The following is an 18179-nucleotide window of genomic DNA, read 5'->3' on the forward strand; positions in this document are numbered from 1 at the left end:
CGTGCGCGTTTCCGGCAGTTCCGGCTGCCGGGAACGCGCACATGCGTTAGACCGGACCCATGCGGATCGTTCTCGCCGTGGTGCTCGTCGTCGCGCTCGTCGGCGTCGCCGGCTGGGCGCTGCAACGACGCCTGATCTACCTGCCCGACAGCTCCACTCCCCCGTCCGCCGCGACCGTCCTGCCCGGTGCCGAGGACGTCGTGCTCACCACTGACGACGGTCTCGAGCTCGACGCCTGGTTCGTGCCCGGTCGCGCCCCCGATGGCCCCGGAGCCGGCTTCACGGTTCTCCTCGCTCCCGGTAACGGCGGCAACCGACTCGGCCGCGTCGACACCGCCGCCGACCTCGCCGCGGCGGGTTTCTCGACGCTCCTGTTCGACTACCGCGGGTACGGCGGCAATCCCGGCTCCCCCACCGAGGAGGGTCTCGCCGCCGACGCCCGCGCGGCCCTCGAGCATCTCCGTTCACGCGACGACGTCGACCCCGCCCGGTTGCTGTACTTCGGGGAGAGCCTCGGCTGCGCCGTGGTCACCGCGCTCGCCGTCGACGAACCTCCCGCCGGGATGCTGCTGCGCTCACCGTTCACCGACCTCGCCGCCGTGGCCCGGCACCACTATCCGTTCGTCCCCGCCTCAGCGCTGAAGGACGAGTTCCCCGTCGCCGAACTCGTCGCCCGCATCGACGTGCCGATCACGGTCGTCTACGGCACCGCCGACAGCATCGTCCCGCCCGCCCAGAGCACGGCGGTCGCCGATGCCGCCCGGCAGTTGCACGAGCGGGTCGAGCTCGACGGTCTCGAACACAACGATCCGCCGATGTTCGGCGCGCCCGTGGTGGACGCCCTGATCCGGCTCAGAGCAGGCCTGTGAGCCTGGCGGAGCCGTCGACGAGGAATCTCACCAGATCGGGATCGGGTTGCACCTTCGCGGCCGACCCGTGCAGGTACAGGCCGCCGACGACGAAGGACGACGAGTCGCGGATCGGGACGGCCAGCGCCGCCCGGCCCAGCCGCGTCTCCTGGCATTCCCGCGCGTAACCGAACGAGACGATCTCGCGCAGCTCCCGCGCCAGCGACTCGCGGTCGCACATCGTGAACTCGGTGAGCCGACGCAACTCGGCGTCCGGAGCCGCCCCCGGCACATGTGCCAGCATCAGCTTGCCGATGGCGTTGGCGTGCAACGACTTCGACAGCGTGGTGATGGCGACGATCTCGTGGTCCGGATCCTGGTCGACGAACCGGAGCCGGCTCCCGGCGAAGGACGCGACGTGCAGCCCGAAACGCGTGCACCCCCGCAGATCCTCCATCACGTCGTGGAGCGACTCGGACGGAGTGGATTCCGCTGCGGCCTGGGCGAGTTCGGCGGTACGACGACCGAGCGCGAAACCCGACAGGTCGGGGACGCGCACGAGATAGCCGTCCGCGACGAGCAGGTTCAGCATCCGGTAGGCGGTGGCGGGAGGCACTCCGGCGAACGCCGCGATCTCCTTGGCGGTGGTGCCGGGACCGAGCTGTGCGACGGCCTCGAGCATCCCCAGTGCCTTCTGCACGGCATGGGGTTGTCGTCCTCCGAAAGGTGTCTCGGAGGATCGGATCGGCACGTGGGCGGTCACATTCGCTCCTCCTGTGTGCCCCCCGTGACGATCCGCGGCCGCCCGTGCTCGTCGAGAACCAGTGTCCCCGCCCCCGGCAGCAGATCGGTGGTCTCGACGGTGTCGAATGCCCCGATCGTCGCAAGACTCTGCGGGCGGAGCCGGCGCAGCACCGCGCGCCAGACCGGTCCCGACACGAGGAGCGCGACGAGCGCCACCGGCACGACGAGCAGCGAGTGCGTGACCCCGTCGACGGCCGTGGCCACCAGCAGACCACCACCGAGCAACGCGACGAACACCGCCGCGACCCGCGTCCACGTGGTGTCCTCACCGATGCGGTGCAGGAACCGCAGGGATGCCACCGCGACCAGCGTGTACGCCGCGACCAGCGCGACCTCGACGACACCGTCGAAGACGGACGAATCCGCGTCCGCCGCCAGGATGTACAGAACCGCGCCCGCGACGCTCACCGCGACGAACGCGCCCACCGCCAGGTAGGGCGTGCGCAGGGTGCCGTGCACGCGGGCGAGGGTGGACGGCAGCACCCGTTCCACGCCCATCGAGTACAGGAGTCGCGAACCTGCCTGTGCGCAGCCGAGCGTCGACGCGAACCACGAGCACGCCATGCCCGTCTTCACCGCGAGTACGACCGCCCACGACGCACCGGAATCGACACCGTCGAAATACGCTCCGATGATGAGCGATCCGCGCCCGGTCAGCGAGGCGACGGCCGCGAAGACGAACAGCGCCCCGACGACGAGCGGGGTGATCAGCACCGTCCGGCTGACCGTGACGAGTGGCCGGCGGGCCTCGGGTCCGAAGAACGCCGCGCTCTCGAATCCGGCCATGGACAGGACGGTCATGAGCGCCAGGAAGGGCAGCAGGCTCAGCGGTGAGACCGGCAGCTCGCTCGTCGTCGAGCCACCCGCCGGCGCGACCAGCATCGTCGCGACGATCAGTACCAGCGAACACGTTTCGACGAGCAGGATCGCGCGGGTCGCGAACCGCACGCCGCGGATCGCGATCAGGGCGACGACCCCACCGAGCACCGCCGCCGTCACCAGCCACGGTCCCGTCCCCGGAAGATGCAGTCCGGCAAGCTCACCGATATCCGATACCGTGCGTGCTCCTTGGGCCAGCACGGAGATCGAGATGCCGAGATATCCGACGATGAGCGCCGTGCCTGTCACGAGCGCCGCGCGCGTACCGAGTCCCTGGAAGACGAAACTGTAGAGCGAACCCGCCGCGGCCAGGCGTCGCGTGAACTGCGTGATGCACCATGCGACCAGCACGACGACGCCGGTCGTCGCGGCGATGGTGAGCACACCGCCGAGTCCCGGAGCACTCACGGTCATCCACAGGGCGATGAACACCATTCCGGTTGCGGGAGCGATCGTCGACAGCGATTGCCCGATCAGGTCGAGCTGGGACAACTGCCGGCGGCCGAGCGCGTGCAGGGGTGAGCGCACGTGATCCCCGGTGGGTTCCGCGTCTTGTGCGCGGTCGATCGCCGCCCGGAGTGCTGACGTCACGGCCGTGGTCCTTTCACTGGATTCGTCCGGACGCTAACCCCGTTCTGTTACAGCCGCATTACCTGCGCGAACACGACGTGCCGTCCAAGTGGGAATCCGCTCGCAGCGGCGATGCGAGGTGCATCACGCCACCGCCTTCCGCGCGGACTCGGGCGAACACAAAAGCCCACGTCGCCGAGCCCCGACGCCCCTGAATTCGAGGGCTCGCGTTCTCGTTCGGGGTGTCCCCGTTCGTTTCTCCGGCGTCGCATGCCCGACTCGAGACCACAGCAGGATGTGTCCATCCCGACCTGCGAGGGATCCGCCGGGACCTCGACGAGGTCCCGAAGCGAAACGGAAGGAGTGGTCGCACACATGCTGTGGGTGCTGATCGCATCGATCGTCGGAGGCACGCTGTTGCTCGCCGGCATCCCCAAGACCCGGGACCGCCAGGGTCTGCTGCGCACGGTACGCGGGTACAAGCTGCTGCCTGCGCCGCTCGAGGACGCGGTGTCGTTCGCGCTGCCGTGGGCCGAGATCGTCCTCGGTGCCGCGCTCATCACCGGCATCGCCGGACGATGGGCGGCCGCAGGCGCCGCACTGCTGTTCCTGTGCTTCTTCGGCGGCCTGACGATCAACCTTCTCCGAGGCCGTCGTGACCTCGACTGCGGCTGTTTCGCATTCGGTTCCCACGACATCCCGCGGATCGGGTGGTTCCACGCGGTGCGGGCCGGTGCGTTCGTGCTCGTCTCCGCAGCCCTGGCCCTCGTTCCCGCCGGCGCACCGTCGCTCGCCGAGCACCTCCTCGCCGTCGCGCTCGCCGCACTGGTGCTGGTCGTGGTCGTCACCGCGGTGCAGGTGCGGTCGATCGTGCATCCGGGCCGACGCCCGGTCGACGACCACCTGACGAAGGCCTCGATCGAACTCCGTGCCGCCTCGACCCTCTCGCGGTACTGACACATCCGAACGGAGAAATCTGTGAACACCTTCCTGCTGATCGCGGTCATCGTGCTGGCCGTCGCCGTCGCGGCGCTGTTCCTCATGCTGCTCGCCCTCGCTCGCGAGATCGGGCGCGTGCAGGTGCGTCTCGGCCCCCTCGGCGCCCGGATGATGGACACCGGCCCGAAGATCGCTCAGGTCGCTCCGAGCTTCCGCGGCCTGAAGGACCACCTCGGCCGCGAGGTCGGCGTCGGTGGCCACCGCGACAAGGCGCAGCTGCTGCTGTTCACCGCGCCGTCGTGCTCGACCTGCAAGAGCCTGCTGCCCGGCGTCAAGGCGATGGCGAAGGCGGAGAAGGATCTCGAGGTCGTCATCATCTCCGACGGCACGCCCGAGGAGCACCGGAGTTTCCTCGCCGGTTCGGGTATCGGTGCCGAGCTCAGCTACGTCGACGCCCGCGATGTGGGCATCGCCTACCAGGTGGGCACCACTCCGTACGGCGTGATCCTCGACGAGCACGGCAAGATCCAGGCCAAGGGCCTGTGCAACCACATGGCGCAGGTCGAATCCCTCCTCAACGCACTCGAATCCGGTACGCCCTCGCTGCAGCACCTGCACGAGGCAGCCAAGACTCGCGCCGCAGCCGGTCTGTGATCTGCGAGCGCCGACCGCGCCGTCGGTACGGGCGGAATCTCATCCCCTTCTCGAGATCGGAGTACGTCGTTGGACCTCAGACCCTCATCCGGTGAACCGGAGATGCATGAGAACCGATATCCGGTGGACGAAGCCACCGTCGAGGAACAGGCCGAATGGATGGCCGGCCGCGGCGGATCCTTCATCGGCCGCACCGGCCGCAGGATGTCCGAGCGGGTCTCCCGCCGTTCGGTGATCAGCAAGATCGGCCGGTGGACCATGGGCGTTTCCGGTGTGGCACTGATCAGTTCGCTGCCCGTCACCCGCACTGCGCTGGCGCAGGAGCCGCCGGCTCCGGCCCCCGCCGAACCCGAACCGTTCGTTCCGGTCTACGACGGCAAGGACCCCGCCGAGTGCGAGTACTGGCGCTGGTGCAACATGGACGGCACCTCGTGCGCGGCCTGCAACGGCGGCGGTGTCACCACCTGTGCGCCGGGAAGCCGTCCCGGAGCGGAGTTCTGGGTCGGATGCTGCACGCATCCCGACACCGGTAAGACCTACCTGATCGCCTACTACGACTGCTGTGGTGCACCGTCGTGCTCGAACGCCTTCTGCGGTGAGCCCGACATGCAGGCCATCATGTACAACCCGGTCTCGGGCAGCTTCGACCAGGAGATCATCTGGTGCGTGTCCGACGAATCCCAGTCGTACACCTGCACGATGGCACCGATCATCGGTGAGGACTGCCAGACCCGTCCCGCCGCACGACCGAAGGTGGGCGCCGGATCATGAAGTGCACCCAACGGGCGGTCGCCGCGACCGTCCCGCTCGCTCTCGCACTGTCCCTCGCGGCGTGCTCGAGCGACGACGACTCCTCCTCCGCCGCGGCGGGCGAGGTCAGCTACCCGACCGTCCCCTACACCACTCCCGGTGAGGGCATCTCCCTCGGTCACGACGACCAGGAGATCGGCGACACCATCCCGGAACCCGTGCATGTCTCGGAGATCCAGCCCGCGAGCGAGAACGACCTGCTCGCGGTCCTCCGGACTCCGGGCGGACTCGAGATCGGTGTGAACGTCCTCGACCCGGTCACCGGTGTCGCGAGCAGTCGCATCGTCGTGGGTCCCGGCATCTGGGATCCGGTCATCCACGGGTTCGTCGGCGAGAGTTCCTCGGACCCGGCGGTTCTCGCCGCCGAAGTGTGGCGGCCCCGCGGTTCGCGCGGCCAGGCCGACTTCACCGTCACCACCTACTCGGGCGACCTGCTCGAGCCGGACGAGATCGAACTGCCCGACTACGCCCGCGCGCACTCGCGTCCCGGGTCCAGTGCCGTCACCTCGGACGGGAAGTACTTCGTGACATGGGACGACGGCCTGTACGGCGTCCGCGTCGTCGACCTCGAGGCCGGCAAGGAGAGCGGCGCGCTGCAGATCATCGGGTGCGGTCCGTTCACCTGGCTCGTCGACCACGAGCTCTACAGCGTGTGCGAGGACACCCGCGAGCTGATCCAGATCTCCATCGACGATGCCGGTGTCCCCACGGAGACGGCGCGCACCAAGGTGCTGCCCGACGACTTCGTCAGCAACCGCAAGGTGACCTGGGCCGCGGACGCGAAGAAGGCACTGCTCGTCAGCGCGACCGGCGACGTCTTCGTCTTCGACTTCTCGAACGGTCTGCCGGAGGATCCCGTCGCTCCCATCGGGAACGCCGGACAGGACGGCGGCCGCTTCGCGGAGAACGCCATCAACAACACGGGCGACCGGATCGCGATCGAGTACACCGACAGCGAGATCCATCCGCACTCCGCGCGCGGTGGCGACATCGTCAAGGTCGAGTTGTTCGACGCGACCGGCCTCGCACCGATCCGCACCCTCGATCTCGCGGCACTGGGGATGACGGACATCGCGTCCATGGCCTTCTCCGTGGACGGATCGATCCTGTACGTGGTCGGTTCGGGCCCCGAGGTCGACGGCGAGTCGGCCCAGCGCATCGTCGGTGTCTCGGCGAGCGACGGCACCGAGGTCAGTGCCGCCGAGGTCACCGGCACCGTCGACGACATCCGTTCGCTCCTGACCCCGCAGGTGATCCGATGACACGACCCGGTACCGGGCTCGTGCTCGACCGCCGACGCTTCCTCCGCCTGGGCACCCTCGGTACCGGGGCGGTGGGGCTCGGCGCCCTCGGGTTCGGTGCCACCGCCTGCAGCTCCGGTACGTCCGGACAGCAGGCGGTGGCCGCCGAGCTCGACTACATCCGTCCCACCGATCCCGAGGTGGCCGCGGCCGAGGTGGCCCGCGCCACCTCGGGGGCGACGGCAGCCTTCGCGCTCGCTGCGGGTGTGGGCGCCGTGGACCTCGGTGGGCGGATCGTGAACACGTGGACCTACGGCGGGGCCGCCGTCGCACCCGAGCTGCGGCTGTCGAAGGGCGACCGTGTGCGGGTGTCGGTGGACAACGGGCTTCCGCAGGAGACCACGCTGCACTGGCACGGCATCCGGATCCGCAACGACATGGACGGTGTGGCTCCGGTCACGCAGGAACCGATCGGCGCCGACGGTGGCCGGTTCGAATACGACTTCGTCGCACCCGATCCGGGCACCTACTGGTACCACTCGCACAGCGGACTGCAGGCCGACCGTGGCCTGTTCGGGGCCATGATCATCGAGGACCCGAACGACGCCACCGGCGCAGACGCCGACGCGGTGCTCGTGCTCGACGACTGGGTCGACGGTCTGGGCACCACCCCCGACGCGGTCCTGGCCGCGCTCAACCCGCAGGTCGCCGGGCACGGTCATGCCGGGCACGGCTCGGGGCCGGCCGAGTACACGGACGCCGATGCTTCGGTGGCGCAACAGATCACGTCGGCGGGCCACGGGGACTCCGTCCCGCTCGGCGGCATGACCCAGCACATCGCGTACCCGCTGCACCTGATCAACGGCCGCCCGCCGAACGATCCCGCCGTGGTGGAAGCCGCTGCGGGGCAACGGTTGCGTCTGCGGGTCGTCAACGCGGCGGCGGAGACGCCCTACCGTTTCGCCGTGGCCGGTCACGAACTGACCGTCGTCGCCGTGGACGGCTTCGACGTGCAGCCGACGACCGCGGACACCGTGATACTCGGCATGGCGCAGCGGGTGGACGTGCTCGTCACGGTGCGTTCCGGTGCGTGGCCGATCGTGGCGAAGGTCGAGGGCCGCGACGGTTACGCGTCGAGCGTGCTGCGGTCCCACGACGCGGTTCCGATGTCGAACCCCGATGTGGGAGGGGACATCCCGGAGCTGAACGGGCGACTCGTACCCGAGAGCGACCTGCGGCCCGCCGAATCGGTACTGCTCGAGAAGCGGGACGTCGACCGCGACTACCGCGTCGAGCTGATCCAGGCCGGCGACCGCTACGTGTGGGGCATGGCCGGCCCCGACGCCGGCCGTCTGGTGATGAAGGAGGGTGAACGGATCCGGATCACGATGGTCAACTCGTCGCCGATGTGGCATCCCATGCACACCCACGGCCACACCTTCGCCGTACCGGGTTACGGCGGTCTGCGACGCGACACCGTCAACGTGCTTCCGGGGACCGAACTCGCCATCGAGTTCGACGCGGACAATCCGGGCGAGTGGATGTTCCACTGTCACAACGCCTATCACTTCGAGGCAGGAATGACCGCGAATCTGCGGTACATCCGGTGAGGACGAGATCATGAAGAAGTTTCTTTCCGCGGTCGCGGGCACGACACTCGCGATGGGACTGCTGACCGGATGCGGCAGTGCGGACGCCGACGAACCCGCGGTCGTCATCGAGGTCTCCAACATGTCGTACAGCCCGGCCTCGGTCACCATCGAGAAGGGCCAGACCGTGCAGTGGCACTTCGACGACTCGGGCCTGCCGCACGATGTGGCCGGTGACGGACCGCTCGAAGGTGACCTGAAGAGCGAACTGCTCACCGAGGGCACCTACGAGTACACCTTCGACGAGGCCGGCACGTTCACCTACCACTGCACGCCGCACCCCGCGATGGTCGGCACGATCATCGTCCAGTGATGCGGATCCGGTGGGGCGTGGCCGCGTTCGCGATGCTGGCCGCGACCTCGTGTGCCGGCTCCCCCACCGGGCCGGACGCGGAGATCGTCGTCCGCGACGTGCATTTCGCGCCGGTGGACGTGACCGTACCGGTGGGCGGCACCGTCCGGTGGACGTTCGACGACGGCGGGGTCCTGCACCACGTCGGATCGGAGGGCGAGTTCGACAGCGGCATCACCCCCGACGGGAGCTTCGAACACACCTTCACGACGCCGGGCGTCTACGAGTACCACTGCTCGGTCCACCGGTACATGACCGGAACCGTCACCGTGACCGGGTGACGGACAACGCCGTCCGCCGTCCGGTCGTATCCGTAAGCACCACAGCAAAGGAGCATCCCAATGACGGAAACACTCGTGCGTGAGCCCCTGGCTCACCCACCCCTCGGAGTCGACGTACCGGAGATACGCCCGACGCTCGAGAACGCCGTCGCGAAGAAGACCCGCGGCGGCCTGATCACCGGTGCCGCGGTGGTCGGCGCCGCCGCCGGTCTCGTCGCGGCNCCCCTCGACCCCGGCGGCCATGACCGCCGCGGTGATCGCCACCGGTGCGGTGACGGCACTGGCCGCCAACTGGTCGACCTGCGGCATGTCGGTGGCGGGTGTGGTCGCCGCACCGAAGCAGCCGGGACGCCGCGGGTCGTCGACCCCGGTCCGCCGGCTCGGCTGGCACGCCCTGGGATCGCTCGCGACGGGCATTCCCACCGGCGCGCTCTTCGGTGCACTCGGTGCGCTCGTGACCGGCTCGGTGCCGTGGGCGTGGATGCTCGCGGCCTGGGGCGTGATCGCGCTCGGTTACGGCCTGCACGAACTGGGCATGATCACCCTGCCGGCGCCCATGCGGCGTCAGCAACTCCCCCGCCATCTGCGGCGCACGATGGCGCCGTGGAAGGTGTCGCTGCTGTTCGGTGCGCTCATCGGCCCCGGCTTCATGATCTTCATCCGGTCCAGCGCGTACTACCTGCTGGTCCTCGGCGTGATCGCCTCGGGTTCGCCGGTGCTCGGCGCCGCGATGTTCGCGACCGTCAGTCTCGGCCGCTGCATGCCGAGCGTACTGGCCATCCTGCACACCCGCCGGGGTGGTTCGATGCCCGGCTTCCTGTCGGCGATGTGCATCGTCGACCGTCGCGTCCAGACCCTCACCGGCGGTGTCCTCATCGCCCTGGCGGCCTTCGCTCTTGCCGCACTGGTCTGATCTCCCGTGCGTGGTTCCGGTGGCCGAGGCCGCCGGAACCACGCACGTGGCACGCTCTGCGCTACAGGTCCTCGATGAACGGGATGTCGAGCACCGCGCGATCACTCATCCACTCGCGCAGGATCTTCGTGGCGATCACGTCGTCCTCGTTGTACTCGAGCAACCGCACACGCTGCGCCGGATCGGGCTCGCCCGCCATGCCGACGGCCTCGCGGTACCAGCTCATCGACGCCTCGCCCCCGGCCTCGGCGTCGCGCCAGTGATGCCCCGCGATCGGCGCGATCTTCTTGAGCCCCTTGCCATTCGGGCACACGAACTGGTCGGTGACGGCCTGGAAGATGTCGACCCACTCGTTCGAGCCGATGAACGCCTTGACCTCCGCGAGTTCCGGAACACCCGGGAAGCCGTGGAACCGGCGCGCCGACGACAGCAACCACTTGTCCTCCGCCGACCGCGAATAGCAGTAGGCCGCAAAGGTCTTCCCACGACGTTCGGCCGCGCGCCGCTGATCCGACAGCCAGCGCCAGAACTCGGCGAACGAGCGTGCCTCGTCGTCGGTCGGCACGGGCTCCCACGTCGCGAACGGGATGTACTCGGAGGACGATCCCGAATTGAGCAGCGTGCCCCACAGATAGGCGCCGTGCTCGTGGTAGCTCTCCATGTCGATGTCGACCTCGACGTCGGCGCGGTGGACGTGCACGTGCCGGTAGCGACGCACGAGCGGCGCACCGGCGATCCACGCCCGCGCCGTGACGATCGCGTCCTCGAACGAACCCTGCGGCCACGCCTCCGGTTCCTCGCCCTCCCACCGGGCGAGACCGTCGATGGTGTGCACCTCGAGTTCGCGCAGCACGACGGCACGTTGCCCCGGCGCGACGAGCGACACATCCCGGGTGACGGTGAGCTCGGCGCGGCAGCGGTCCCACCACGGGCAGGTCTTGCACTCACCGATCTGCGACGGCGCCGTCGGAGTGAGACCCCGCGCGATGTCGAGACGGTCCGCCAGGCGGGCGTCGTAGTCGTCGAGGATCTGGTCGAGATCGTGCACGAGGATGCAGTCGCCGCCGTAGCCGATCGCGCCGGCGACCTTCGCGGGGCTCACGAATCCGTGACGTTCGAGCATCCGGTACAGGTGCGCGAGCCGCATCTGGTCGCGCACCTGACTGCGCACCTTGCGGGTCTCGTCGACGGCGGGTGCCCACGCGAACAGATCGGTGGTGAGCGCGCCGCGTCCGGGATCGGTGACCTTGTGGTTGACGACGATCACCGGGATGTAGCCGCCGTGTTCGGCGTCGCGCAGCAGGATCTCCGAGCGGCCGCGGCGTCCGGTGTCGGGTTCGCTCGGCAGCACCGCACCCCAGATGCGGTCGGCGCCCGCGCGGCACGCGTCGAGTGTGCGCTCGGCGCGCTGCGACATCGGTCCTTCGGGGGGGACGAGCACCCACCCGTCCGGGTCGGCGTCGAACAGCTTCTGGCGGATCGCCTCGCGATGCGCAGCCGCCGCCTCCTGGCGTTGCCGCGCACCCGGATTCTCGGGTGCACCTGCGAGTTCGTCGGGGAAGGTGGCGTCGAGATAGACCCGGTGGCGGCACCTCGTCAGCGCAGCGGCCTCGAGGGAGACGGCTGTGCGCTGTGACACTCCGCGTTGGGGCCGCGGTAGTTCTCCGGTTGCGTCCACGACATTCCAGGGTATTCCCTGCACAGGCGACGGCTCGCAGCAGCACCGTCACGTTAGGCTGACGCGGGGCGCCGGAGCGTCGTGTCGTACCGAATGGAGGGTGCTGTTCGATGGGGTTGTTCACACGGAAGCGTCGCGCGACTCGCAGGGCGGAAGCGAAGGCGCTGAGAACCAAGGCGAAGCTCGAGGCCAGACTGGTCGCGAAGAATCGGCTCGAGAACGACCGGCGGGCAGCGAAGGCCCAGGCGAAGATCGACAAGAAGCTCGCGAAGTCGCAGGTCAAGCTCGATCAGGAACTCGCAAGGTCGCAAGCCAAGGTCGAGAAGGAACAGATCGCGACCCTCAAGGCACAGAAGAAGGCCGCCGAGAACCAGGGACTCACCGCGGCGAAGGTGCGCCGCTATCTCGGCGTCGCGCGTCTGCTCGCGCCGGTGCTCGTCCCGATCGTCTACCAGGCCGTGACGGCGCTGCGCGGTCAGCTCGACTCGCGTCGCGCGCAGCAGCTCGGCGTGCCGATCGAGGAACTGGGTTCGTTCACCGGTCACGGTGCCCGGCTCAGTGCCCGCATCGCGGGTGCGGAGCAGTCGCTCGCGAAGGTCGAGCAGCGCAACCCCAAGGACGCGGAGACGCAGAAGTTCGCCACCGCGACCCGCGAGCGCCTCACCGATCTGACCGCCGCCGTGCAGACGGCCGAGCAGATGCCGGCCGCGCGCCGGAAGTCGGCGCACGCGGCGATCTCGTCGGAACTCGACGGCATCGAAGCGGATCTGCTCGCGCGCCTCGGCGTGCGCTGATACGGCCTGCACATCAGGAACGAGCACGACCGACAGTGACCAGGTATCCGACCGTTCTCGGCACCACCGCGGGCATCGCCACCGCGGTGCTGGCGGTGGCCGCCCACGGCGCCGCCGGCGGTGGTGTGCCGACGGGACCGGTCGCGGTACTGCTGGTCGCGGTCGCGGCGATCGTCGGGATCCTCGGCGCGCACCAGCCGTCGCTGTCCCCGCTCGTGCTCCTCGCCGGTGGGCAGGCGGCCACGCACGTCGCGCTCACCGTGCTGGTGCCCGGTCACGAACACCTGTCGGTGTCCATGCTGGGCGCCCACATGCTCGCCGTCGCCGTGTGTGCGGTGCTGCTCACCGCCGCGGCCCACGTGTACGCGGCGTGCGGCACCGCGCTGCGGGTCGTGCTGATGCGCGGCCCGCGGGTCGACGCGCCCGCCGTGCTCGCTCCCACCTCGTCGACCGACCGGTTCGTGTGGGGACGTGCACCCCCGTCCATCTCGCGGAGAGGACCGCCGCTCGCCACGGCTGCGCTGTGACGATCGATCCTCCAACCACGAGAAAGACCCATACATGTTCGAGTTCTCCCGTCGTGCCCTCGTGGGCGCGACAGCAACCGCTGCGCTGATGGTCGCGGGCGCCGGCATCGCTTCGGCCCACGTCACCGTCGTCGCCCCCGGAGCCGAGCAGGGCGGTTACACCGTCCTGACCTTCCGGGTCCCCACCGAGTCCGAGACCGCGGGCACGACGGCCGTCACCGTCGAGCTTCCGGGGCTGCGCTCGGCGCGCACCGAGCCGCTGCCCGGCTGGACGGCGACCGTCGAGAAGGATCCCGAGTCGCAGCTCGCGACCTCCGTGACGTGGACCGCCGAGCCGGATGTTCAGGTCGGGCCGGGACAGTTCCAGCAGTTCGTCCTGTCCGTCGGGCCGCTGCCCGAGGAGGACGAGGTCGCCTTCCCCGCGATCCAGATCTACAGCGACGGCGAGGTCGTGGCGTGGGACGAGATCGCGACCGGCGACGAGGAGCCCGAGCGTCCCGCCCCCAGCCTGACCCTTGCGGCGAGCAGCGGAGACGGGCACGGCGGCAGCGGCGACGCGCACGCCACCGAGACCGAGCAGACCGCCGCGGCGTCGGAGGGCACCACCACCGACAGCACCGCGCGCTGGCTCGGCGGTATCGGCCTGGTGCTCGGCGCGCTCGGTGCCGCACTCGGTCTCGGCGCCGTGATCCGGGGGCGGCGGGCATGAAGCGCATCCTCGTTCTCCTCGCCGCGCTGATCGCGGCGTTGACCCTGTCCGTCGGTTCCGCGGCCGCCCACTCGGTGGTGTTGTCGAGCTCGCCCGAGGACGGCGAGCAGATCGCCGAGGCACCCGATCGGGTGACCGTGACGTTCAACGAGAACCTGCAGGAGCAGTTCGCGGCCCTGACCGTCGTCGGGCCGGACGGCAACCTGTGGTCGAAGAGCGACCCGATCATCGAGGGTGCGAACGCATCCGTCGAACTCGACGGTCTCGGCCCCGCCGGTGAGTACACGATCGCCTACCGGGTGACCTCCGCCGACGGACATCCCGTCAGCGGAACCCGCACCTTCACGCTCACCCAGGAGGGAACCGGCACGCCCGGGGAGGCGGCGTCCGGTGACACAACGACCGGTGAGACCGGCGCGGAGTCGGGCGGGAGCGACAGCAGCGGACCTGCCGTGTGGTGGTTCGTCGTCGCAGGTGTCGTCGTGGTCGCCGCAGGTCTCGCCTTCGCGCTGCGCGAGCCGAAGGCCTGACCCGCATGATCCCGGAACGCCGGCAGTGGCTCGTCGTGGCCGCTGCCGGCGTTGCCTTCGGAACCGTCGCGGGCATCGCCGTGGCCGGTTCCCTCGCCCTGCCGGCCCCGTCGAGTTCGGTGCGGGCGATCGGGCTGTGCGTCGGCTCGACCGTGCTCGGACTCGCGGTCCTGGCCGTCATGGTGCAGCGGCAACGCCGTCCCGCGGTCTCCTCCGACACGCTGTGGCGGACGGTCGCCACGCTCGGCGGTGTCTGGCTCGTGCTTGCGAGCATCGACCTCGCCTGGGCCGCGTCCACCGCGGCCGACGTTCCCGCCGCGGACCTGGACGTGGGGCGGTTCGGGCAGTTCGTCGGCACCACCACGGGACGCGTGGATGCGGCGGCGTGGGTATGCATCGCCGCGATCGTCGTCGTCGCCGCTGTGGCGTACCGCCGGTCGGCGTCGTGGTCCACCCTCCCGGTGCTCGTGGCCGCGGCGCTCGCGTTGATCGCCCGCCCGGTCACCGGCCACATGGCGCAGCAACCGCTGGGATCGCTGTTCAACGCCGTGCACGTGCTCGCGGCCGCGGTGTGGTTCGGGGTCCTCGTGGCGCTGGCCGTCACCGTGCGGGGCCGCGGAGGATGGGCGGAACTGCTGCCGCGCTACTCGCAGCTGGCCCTTCGGTGCGTCGTGGCGTTGGTGATCACGGGGGTGGTCGACGCGGCGGTGCGGCTCGGTTCGGTCTCCGCGCTGCTGGGCACGGGCTACGGACGCGTCGTGCTCGCGAAGGCGATCGTGCTGTGCGCCCTGCTGGGGCTCGCGTGGAACTGGCGGCGCAACTGGCTCCCCGCAGCCTCGGCTCACCGCCTGCCGGAGGAGGAGTCGCTGCGCAACGCCGTCCTCGAGGTGTGCGCGATGTCGGTGGCGCTCGGGCTCGCGGCCGGATTGGCGACCACCGGCTGAACCGTCACAACGTGGCCGCTCGTTCCAGGTCCTGCACGAACGAGCGGAACATGTCGTCGCGCTGCGATTTCGCCCGCAACACCGCCGACGGGTGCACGGTGACGACCACCGCCGGATTGCACGACCCGCACAGCTCCTCGGGCAGGTGCAGGACCTCCCCGCGGTGCTGCGTGAGCTTGAAGTCCTTACCGAGCAGCGACTGCGCGGCCGTGGCTCCGAGGCACACCACCACGTCGGGGCGGACGGCGTCGAGTTCGGCCTCGAGCCACGGCCGGCACGCCGCGACCTGCCCACCCGACGGTTTCTTGTGGATGCGTCTGCGGCCGTTGGCGGACCGGTCGAAGCGGAAATGCTTGACGGCGTTGGTCACGTACACCGTCCCGCGATCGATGCCCGCGCGTTCGAGGGCCTTGTCGAACAGGTGCCCCGCGGGCCCGACGAACGGTTCTCCCGCGAGGTCCTCCTCGTTGCCCGGTTGTTCGCCGACGAACAGCATGCGCGCGTCGCGCACCCCTGCACCGAAGACCGTCCGCTCGGCGGCCTTGTAGAGATCGCATCCCCGGCATCCCGCGGATGCGGCGGCGAGTTCGGCGAGGTCGCGGCTGTCGGGTACGTACTCCTGCGCGCCGGGATAGGTCACCATGGCTGTCGCATACCCGGCTTCACCGCGGTTGCACCAGTCGCGCGATCCAGGCGCGGCTGTCGGCGGGGTCGATGACGTCGTCGAGTTCGAAGCTCGTCGCCGCCTGCAGGGCCTTGCCCTGCTGGTAGGCGAGGGCGACGAGCCGGCCGAACAGCTCCTCGCGCTCCCGGGGTGTCTCCGCGGCGTCGAGTTCCTTGCGGAATCCGAGACGCACGGCCCCTTCGAGTCCCATTCCACCGATCTCCCCCGTCGGCCACGCGACGGTGAATTCGGGTGCGTGGAAGGATCCGCCGGCCATCGCCATCGCGCCGAGGCCGTAGCCCTTGCGGAGAATGATCATGCCGAACGGGACGGTCAGGCGTGCGCCGGCGACGAAGAAGCGCCCGAAGCGACGCACGGTGGCGTCCTTCTCCGATTCCGGTCCGACCATGAATCCCGGTGTGTCGCACAGACTCACCACGGGAAGCCGGTGCGATTCGCACAGTTCCAGGAAGTCCGCGGCCTTGTCGGCGGCCTCGGCATCGATCGCCCCACCGAGGTGGGCGCTGCTGTTGGCGAGCACGCCGTACGAGGCGCCTTCGACGCGTATCAGAGCGGTGACGATGCCGATTCCGTAGTCCGGGCGCAGTTCGAGCACCGATCCGATGTCGGCGATCGCGTCGATCGCCGACCGCACGTCGTAGGCGCGGAGCCGGTTCTCCGGCACCACATGTCGCGCGAGACGCGGGTCGGGTGCCTGCCGCTCCTCGTGCGGCGCGGTGAAGTAGGCGAGATATCGACGGGCGACGTCCACGGCGTGCGCCTCGTCGCGCGCCGCGACGTGCACGACGCCGTTGCGGCGTTGCACGTCGATCGGCCCGATGTCCTCGGGGCGGTGCGCGCCGAGTCCTCCGCCCTCGATCATCGCGGGGCCGCCCATGCCGATGTTGGCGTCGGGGGTCGCGATGAGCACGTCGCACACCCCGGCGAGCGCGGCGTTGCCCGCGAAGCAGCGGCCGGAGACGACCGCGACGGTGGGCACGCGTCCGCGCAGCGACGCCATCGAGCGGAAGGTGGGCAGGTCGAGGCCCGCACCGGAACCGGCGTCGACGTCCCCGGGTCGCCCGCCACCACCCTCGGCGAAGAGCACGAGCGGCACCCGCCGCCGGGCGGCGAGTTCGAGCAGCCGATCGGTCTTGCGGTGGTTGTTGCGGCCCTGGGTGCCCGCGAGGACGGTGTAGTCGTAGGACATCACGACCACCTCGGCCCCACCGATCCGGGCGGTGCCGCCGACGAGTCCGTCCGCGGGGGTGTTCGCGATCAGGTCCTCCTCGCTGCGGCGGCCGCGCTGGGCGGCGAGGACGAGCGGTCCGTATTCGACGAAGCTGCCGTCGTCGACGAGGTCGGCGATGTTCTCGCGCGCCGTGCGCCGGCCCCGCCCGTGCCGCTTCGCCACGACCTCGCGCCGCGCCGCATCGGTGGCGCCCTCGTGCCTGCAGCGGATCTCGTCGAGGTCGGCACGGTCGGCGTCGAGGTCGACCGCGGCGATGTCGTCCGTCGCGGTGTCCGCGTCGAGCACGCGGACCACCGCGAGCACCGTTCCCGGGTCGACGGTGCGGCCCGGCTCGACGAGCACACGTTCGACCACGGCACTGCCCGGTGCCCGGATCTCGTGCTGCATCTTCATCGCATCGAGCACGGCGAGCGGCGCACCGGCCGGAACGGTGTCGCCCGCGCGAGCGATCTCCACGACCGTGCCGACCATCTCGGCGTGCACCACATGTTCGTCGGCGCGCAGACCCGTGTACTCCACCGGTGCGGTCGGGGCGGTGTCGACGAAATCCGCGAGCCGCTCCCCCAGCCACGTGGTGTGGACATTGCCGGACCGGAACTCCTTGTCGTCCAGGATCTTCTGCAGGAGGTCGCGGTTGGTGCCGACACCGTCGACGACGAACTCACCGAGTGCCGTCGACGCCTTGCGCAGCACGGCCGCGCGATCGCCGGAACGCACGTACGCGACGACCTTGGCGAGCAGCGAGTCGTAACGTCCGGTCACCTCGAGGCCGGGCCGGCCGTGGGTGTCGACGCGGATGCCCGGTCCGGTGGGTGGCGTGAACGCGGTGAGCGTCCCGGCCGTGGGCAGGGCGATCCCGTCGGCGCGCGGCGTCTCGGCGTTGACGCGCACCTGCACCGCGATGCCCTGCGCCACCGCAGGGCGTCCGCCGATCCCGTTGCCGTCGAAGGTGATTCCTTTCGGGAGACCGAGTTCGTCGAATCCCACCCCGCGAGCGACCGCGAGCTGGGTCGCCACGAGGTCGACGCCCGTCACCTCCTCGGTGACGGTGTGCTCCACCTGGATCCGGGGGTTGACCTCGAGAAACACGAAACCGTCTTCGTGGACGAGGAATTCGACGGTGGACAGCCCGTGGCACCCG

General features: G+C 70.0%; 18 protein-coding genes and 1 pseudogene. 14 read left to right on the forward strand and 5 right to left on the reverse strand.

The genetic code is table 11. The features are described from left to right. Positions 1-59: 59 nt before the first annotated feature. The gene (locus ACLBYD_RS00660) at positions 60-869 is read left to right on the forward strand and encodes an alpha/beta hydrolase (RefSeq protein ID WP_447815015.1); all 810 of its coding nucleotides are present in this window, start codon (positions 60-62) and stop codon (positions 867-869) included. Here ACLBYD_RS00660 and ACLBYD_RS00665 read toward each other — a convergent pair. Together ACLBYD_RS00665 and ACLBYD_RS00670 are read right to left on the reverse strand one after the other, a co-directional pair. Then, positions 853-1611 (reverse strand): IclR family transcriptional regulator, encoded by a 759-nt coding sequence (locus tag ACLBYD_RS00665; protein ID WP_160876618.1) that lies wholly within the window; start codon positions 1609-1611, stop codon positions 853-855. The genes ACLBYD_RS00660 and ACLBYD_RS00665 overlap by 17 nt on opposite strands. Continuing rightward, positions 1608-3122, reverse strand: coding sequence for an APC family permease (locus tag ACLBYD_RS00670; RefSeq protein ID WP_447815016.1), 1515 nt, complete (start codon positions 3120-3122; stop codon positions 1608-1610). The genes ACLBYD_RS00665 and ACLBYD_RS00670 overlap by 4 nt, the downstream gene beginning before the upstream one ends. A gap of 354 nt (positions 3123-3476) precedes the next feature. Here ACLBYD_RS00670 and ACLBYD_RS00675 point away from each other — a divergent pair, with 354 nt between their 5' ends. The 8 genes and pseudogenes from ACLBYD_RS00675 to ACLBYD_RS00710 all read left to right on the forward strand — a co-directional run bounded on the left by ACLBYD_RS00675 (position 3477) and on the right by ACLBYD_RS00710 (position 9940). After that, positions 3477-4058, forward strand: a complete 582-nt coding sequence (locus ACLBYD_RS00675) for a MauE/DoxX family redox-associated membrane protein (protein WP_447815017.1) — start codon at positions 3477-3479, stop codon at positions 4056-4058. Between the two features lie 21 nt (positions 4059-4079). After that, on the forward strand, positions 4080-4694 hold the full coding sequence (locus tag ACLBYD_RS00680) for a redoxin domain-containing protein (RefSeq protein ID WP_447815018.1): 615 nt from the start codon (positions 4080-4082) through the stop codon (positions 4692-4694). Between the two features lie 102 nt (positions 4695-4796). Further along, positions 4797-5465, forward strand: coding sequence for a methylamine dehydrogenase light chain (locus tag ACLBYD_RS00685; RefSeq protein ID WP_447815019.1), 669 nt, complete (start codon positions 4797-4799; stop codon positions 5463-5465). Continuing rightward, positions 5462-6766 carry a hypothetical protein gene (locus ACLBYD_RS00690; protein WP_447815020.1) on the forward strand — a complete coding sequence of 435 codons (1305 nt, stop codon included), beginning with the start codon at positions 5462-5464 and terminating at the stop codon, positions 6764-6766. The genes ACLBYD_RS00685 and ACLBYD_RS00690 overlap by 4 nt, the downstream gene beginning before the upstream one ends. Further along, positions 6763-8355 carry a multicopper oxidase family protein gene (locus ACLBYD_RS00695; RefSeq protein ID WP_447815021.1) on the forward strand — a complete coding sequence of 531 codons (1593 nt, stop codon included), beginning with the start codon at positions 6763-6765 and terminating at the stop codon, positions 8353-8355. Before ACLBYD_RS00690 ends, ACLBYD_RS00695 begins: the two co-directional genes overlap by 4 nt. Before the next feature lie 10 nt (positions 8356-8365). Then, positions 8366-8707, forward strand: a complete 342-nt coding sequence (locus ACLBYD_RS00700; RefSeq protein ID WP_447815022.1) for a cupredoxin domain-containing protein — start codon at positions 8366-8368, stop codon at positions 8705-8707. Then, positions 8707-9027, forward strand: coding sequence for a cupredoxin domain-containing protein (locus tag ACLBYD_RS00705; RefSeq protein WP_059382059.1), 321 nt, complete (start codon positions 8707-8709; stop codon positions 9025-9027). The genes ACLBYD_RS00700 and ACLBYD_RS00705 overlap by 1 nt, the downstream gene beginning before the upstream one ends. 60 nt (positions 9028-9087) lie before the next feature. Beyond that, positions 9088-9940, forward strand: a pseudogene (locus ACLBYD_RS00710) (methylamine utilization protein). Between the two features lie 61 nt (positions 9941-10001). On the opposite strand, the gene ACLBYD_RS00715 reads toward ACLBYD_RS00710, so the two are convergent. Then, the gene (locus ACLBYD_RS00715; RefSeq protein WP_447815346.1) at positions 10002-11579 is read right to left on the reverse strand and encodes a TM0106 family RecB-like putative nuclease; all 1578 of its coding nucleotides are present in this window, start codon (positions 11577-11579) and stop codon (positions 10002-10004) included. 149 nt (positions 11580-11728) lie between these two features. Between ACLBYD_RS00715 and ACLBYD_RS00720 the strand changes: the two genes are divergently transcribed. Genes ACLBYD_RS00720 through ACLBYD_RS00740 form a run of 5 tightly spaced genes read left to right on the forward strand, consistent with a single transcriptional unit; the run spans position 11729 to position 15122 of the window. After that, on the forward strand, positions 11729-12412 hold the full coding sequence (locus ACLBYD_RS00720) for a DUF6474 family protein (RefSeq protein ID WP_106200837.1): 684 nt from the start codon (positions 11729-11731) through the stop codon (positions 12410-12412). 35 nt (positions 12413-12447) lie between these two features. Then, entirely contained in the window at positions 12448-12939 is a 492-nt protein-coding gene (locus ACLBYD_RS00725) for a hypothetical protein (protein WP_447815023.1), read from the forward strand. Positions 12940-12973: 34 nt separating this feature from the next. Next, entirely contained in the window at positions 12974-13648 is a 675-nt protein-coding gene (locus ACLBYD_RS00730; RefSeq protein WP_447815025.1) for a YcnI family copper-binding membrane protein, read from the forward strand. Next, on the forward strand, positions 13645-14178 hold the full coding sequence (locus ACLBYD_RS00735) for a copper resistance CopC family protein (protein ID WP_447815026.1): 534 nt from the start codon (positions 13645-13647) through the stop codon (positions 14176-14178). Before ACLBYD_RS00730 ends, ACLBYD_RS00735 begins: the two co-directional genes overlap by 4 nt. 5 nt (positions 14179-14183) lie before the next feature. Beyond that, a complete protein-coding gene (locus tag ACLBYD_RS00740) occupies positions 14184-15122 on the forward strand; it encodes a copper resistance D family protein (protein ID WP_447815027.1) in 939 nt (312 codons plus the stop codon). A 4-nt stretch (positions 15123-15126) separates the two neighbouring features. On the opposite strand, the gene ACLBYD_RS00745 is transcribed toward ACLBYD_RS00740, so the two are convergent. Together ACLBYD_RS00745 and ACLBYD_RS00750 are read right to left on the reverse strand one after the other, a co-directional pair. Next, positions 15127-15765, reverse strand: coding sequence for a UdgX family uracil-DNA binding protein (locus ACLBYD_RS00745; protein WP_447815028.1), 639 nt, complete (start codon positions 15763-15765; stop codon positions 15127-15129). 19 nt (positions 15766-15784) lie between these two features. Beyond that, on the reverse strand, positions 15785-18179 hold a 2395-nt coding region (locus ACLBYD_RS00750; protein WP_447815029.1), incomplete at its 5' end, for a carboxyl transferase domain-containing protein.

It is taken from the genome of Rhodococcus sp. C26F, from assembly GCF_053345925.1.

Coding starts and splice junctions, on each gene's coding strand:
- ACLBYD_RS00740 (WP_447815027.1), top strand. CDS start 14,184: ATGATCCCGGAACGCCGGCAGTGGCTCGTCGTGGCCGCTGCCGGCGTT.
- ACLBYD_RS00695 (WP_447815021.1), top strand. CDS start 6,763: ATGACACGACCCGGTACCGGGCTCGTGCTCGACCGCCGACGCTTCCTC.
- ACLBYD_RS00660 (WP_447815015.1), top strand. CDS start 60: ATGCGGATCGTTCTCGCCGTGGTGCTCGTCGTCGCGCTCGTCGGCGTC.
- ACLBYD_RS00735 (WP_447815026.1), top strand. CDS start 13,645: ATGAAGCGCATCCTCGTTCTCCTCGCCGCGCTGATCGCGGCGTTGACC.
- ACLBYD_RS00745 (WP_447815028.1), bottom strand. CDS start 15,765: ATGGTGACCTATCCCGGCGCGCAGGAGTACGTACCCGACAGCCGCGAC.
- ACLBYD_RS00730 (WP_447815025.1), top strand. CDS start 12,974: ATGTTCGAGTTCTCCCGTCGTGCCCTCGTGGGCGCGACAGCAACCGCT.
- ACLBYD_RS00690 (WP_447815020.1), top strand. CDS start 5,462: ATGAAGTGCACCCAACGGGCGGTCGCCGCGACCGTCCCGCTCGCTCTC.
- ACLBYD_RS00720 (WP_106200837.1), top strand. CDS start 11,729: ATGGGGTTGTTCACACGGAAGCGTCGCGCGACTCGCAGGGCGGAAGCG.
- ACLBYD_RS00685 (WP_447815019.1), top strand. CDS start 4,797: ATGCATGAGAACCGATATCCGGTGGACGAAGCCACCGTCGAGGAACAG.
- ACLBYD_RS00700 (WP_447815022.1), top strand. CDS start 8,366: ATGAAGAAGTTTCTTTCCGCGGTCGCGGGCACGACACTCGCGATGGGA.
- ACLBYD_RS00705 (WP_059382059.1), top strand. CDS start 8,707: ATGCGGATCCGGTGGGGCGTGGCCGCGTTCGCGATGCTGGCCGCGACC.
- ACLBYD_RS00675 (WP_447815017.1), top strand. CDS start 3,477: ATGCTGTGGGTGCTGATCGCATCGATCGTCGGAGGCACGCTGTTGCTC.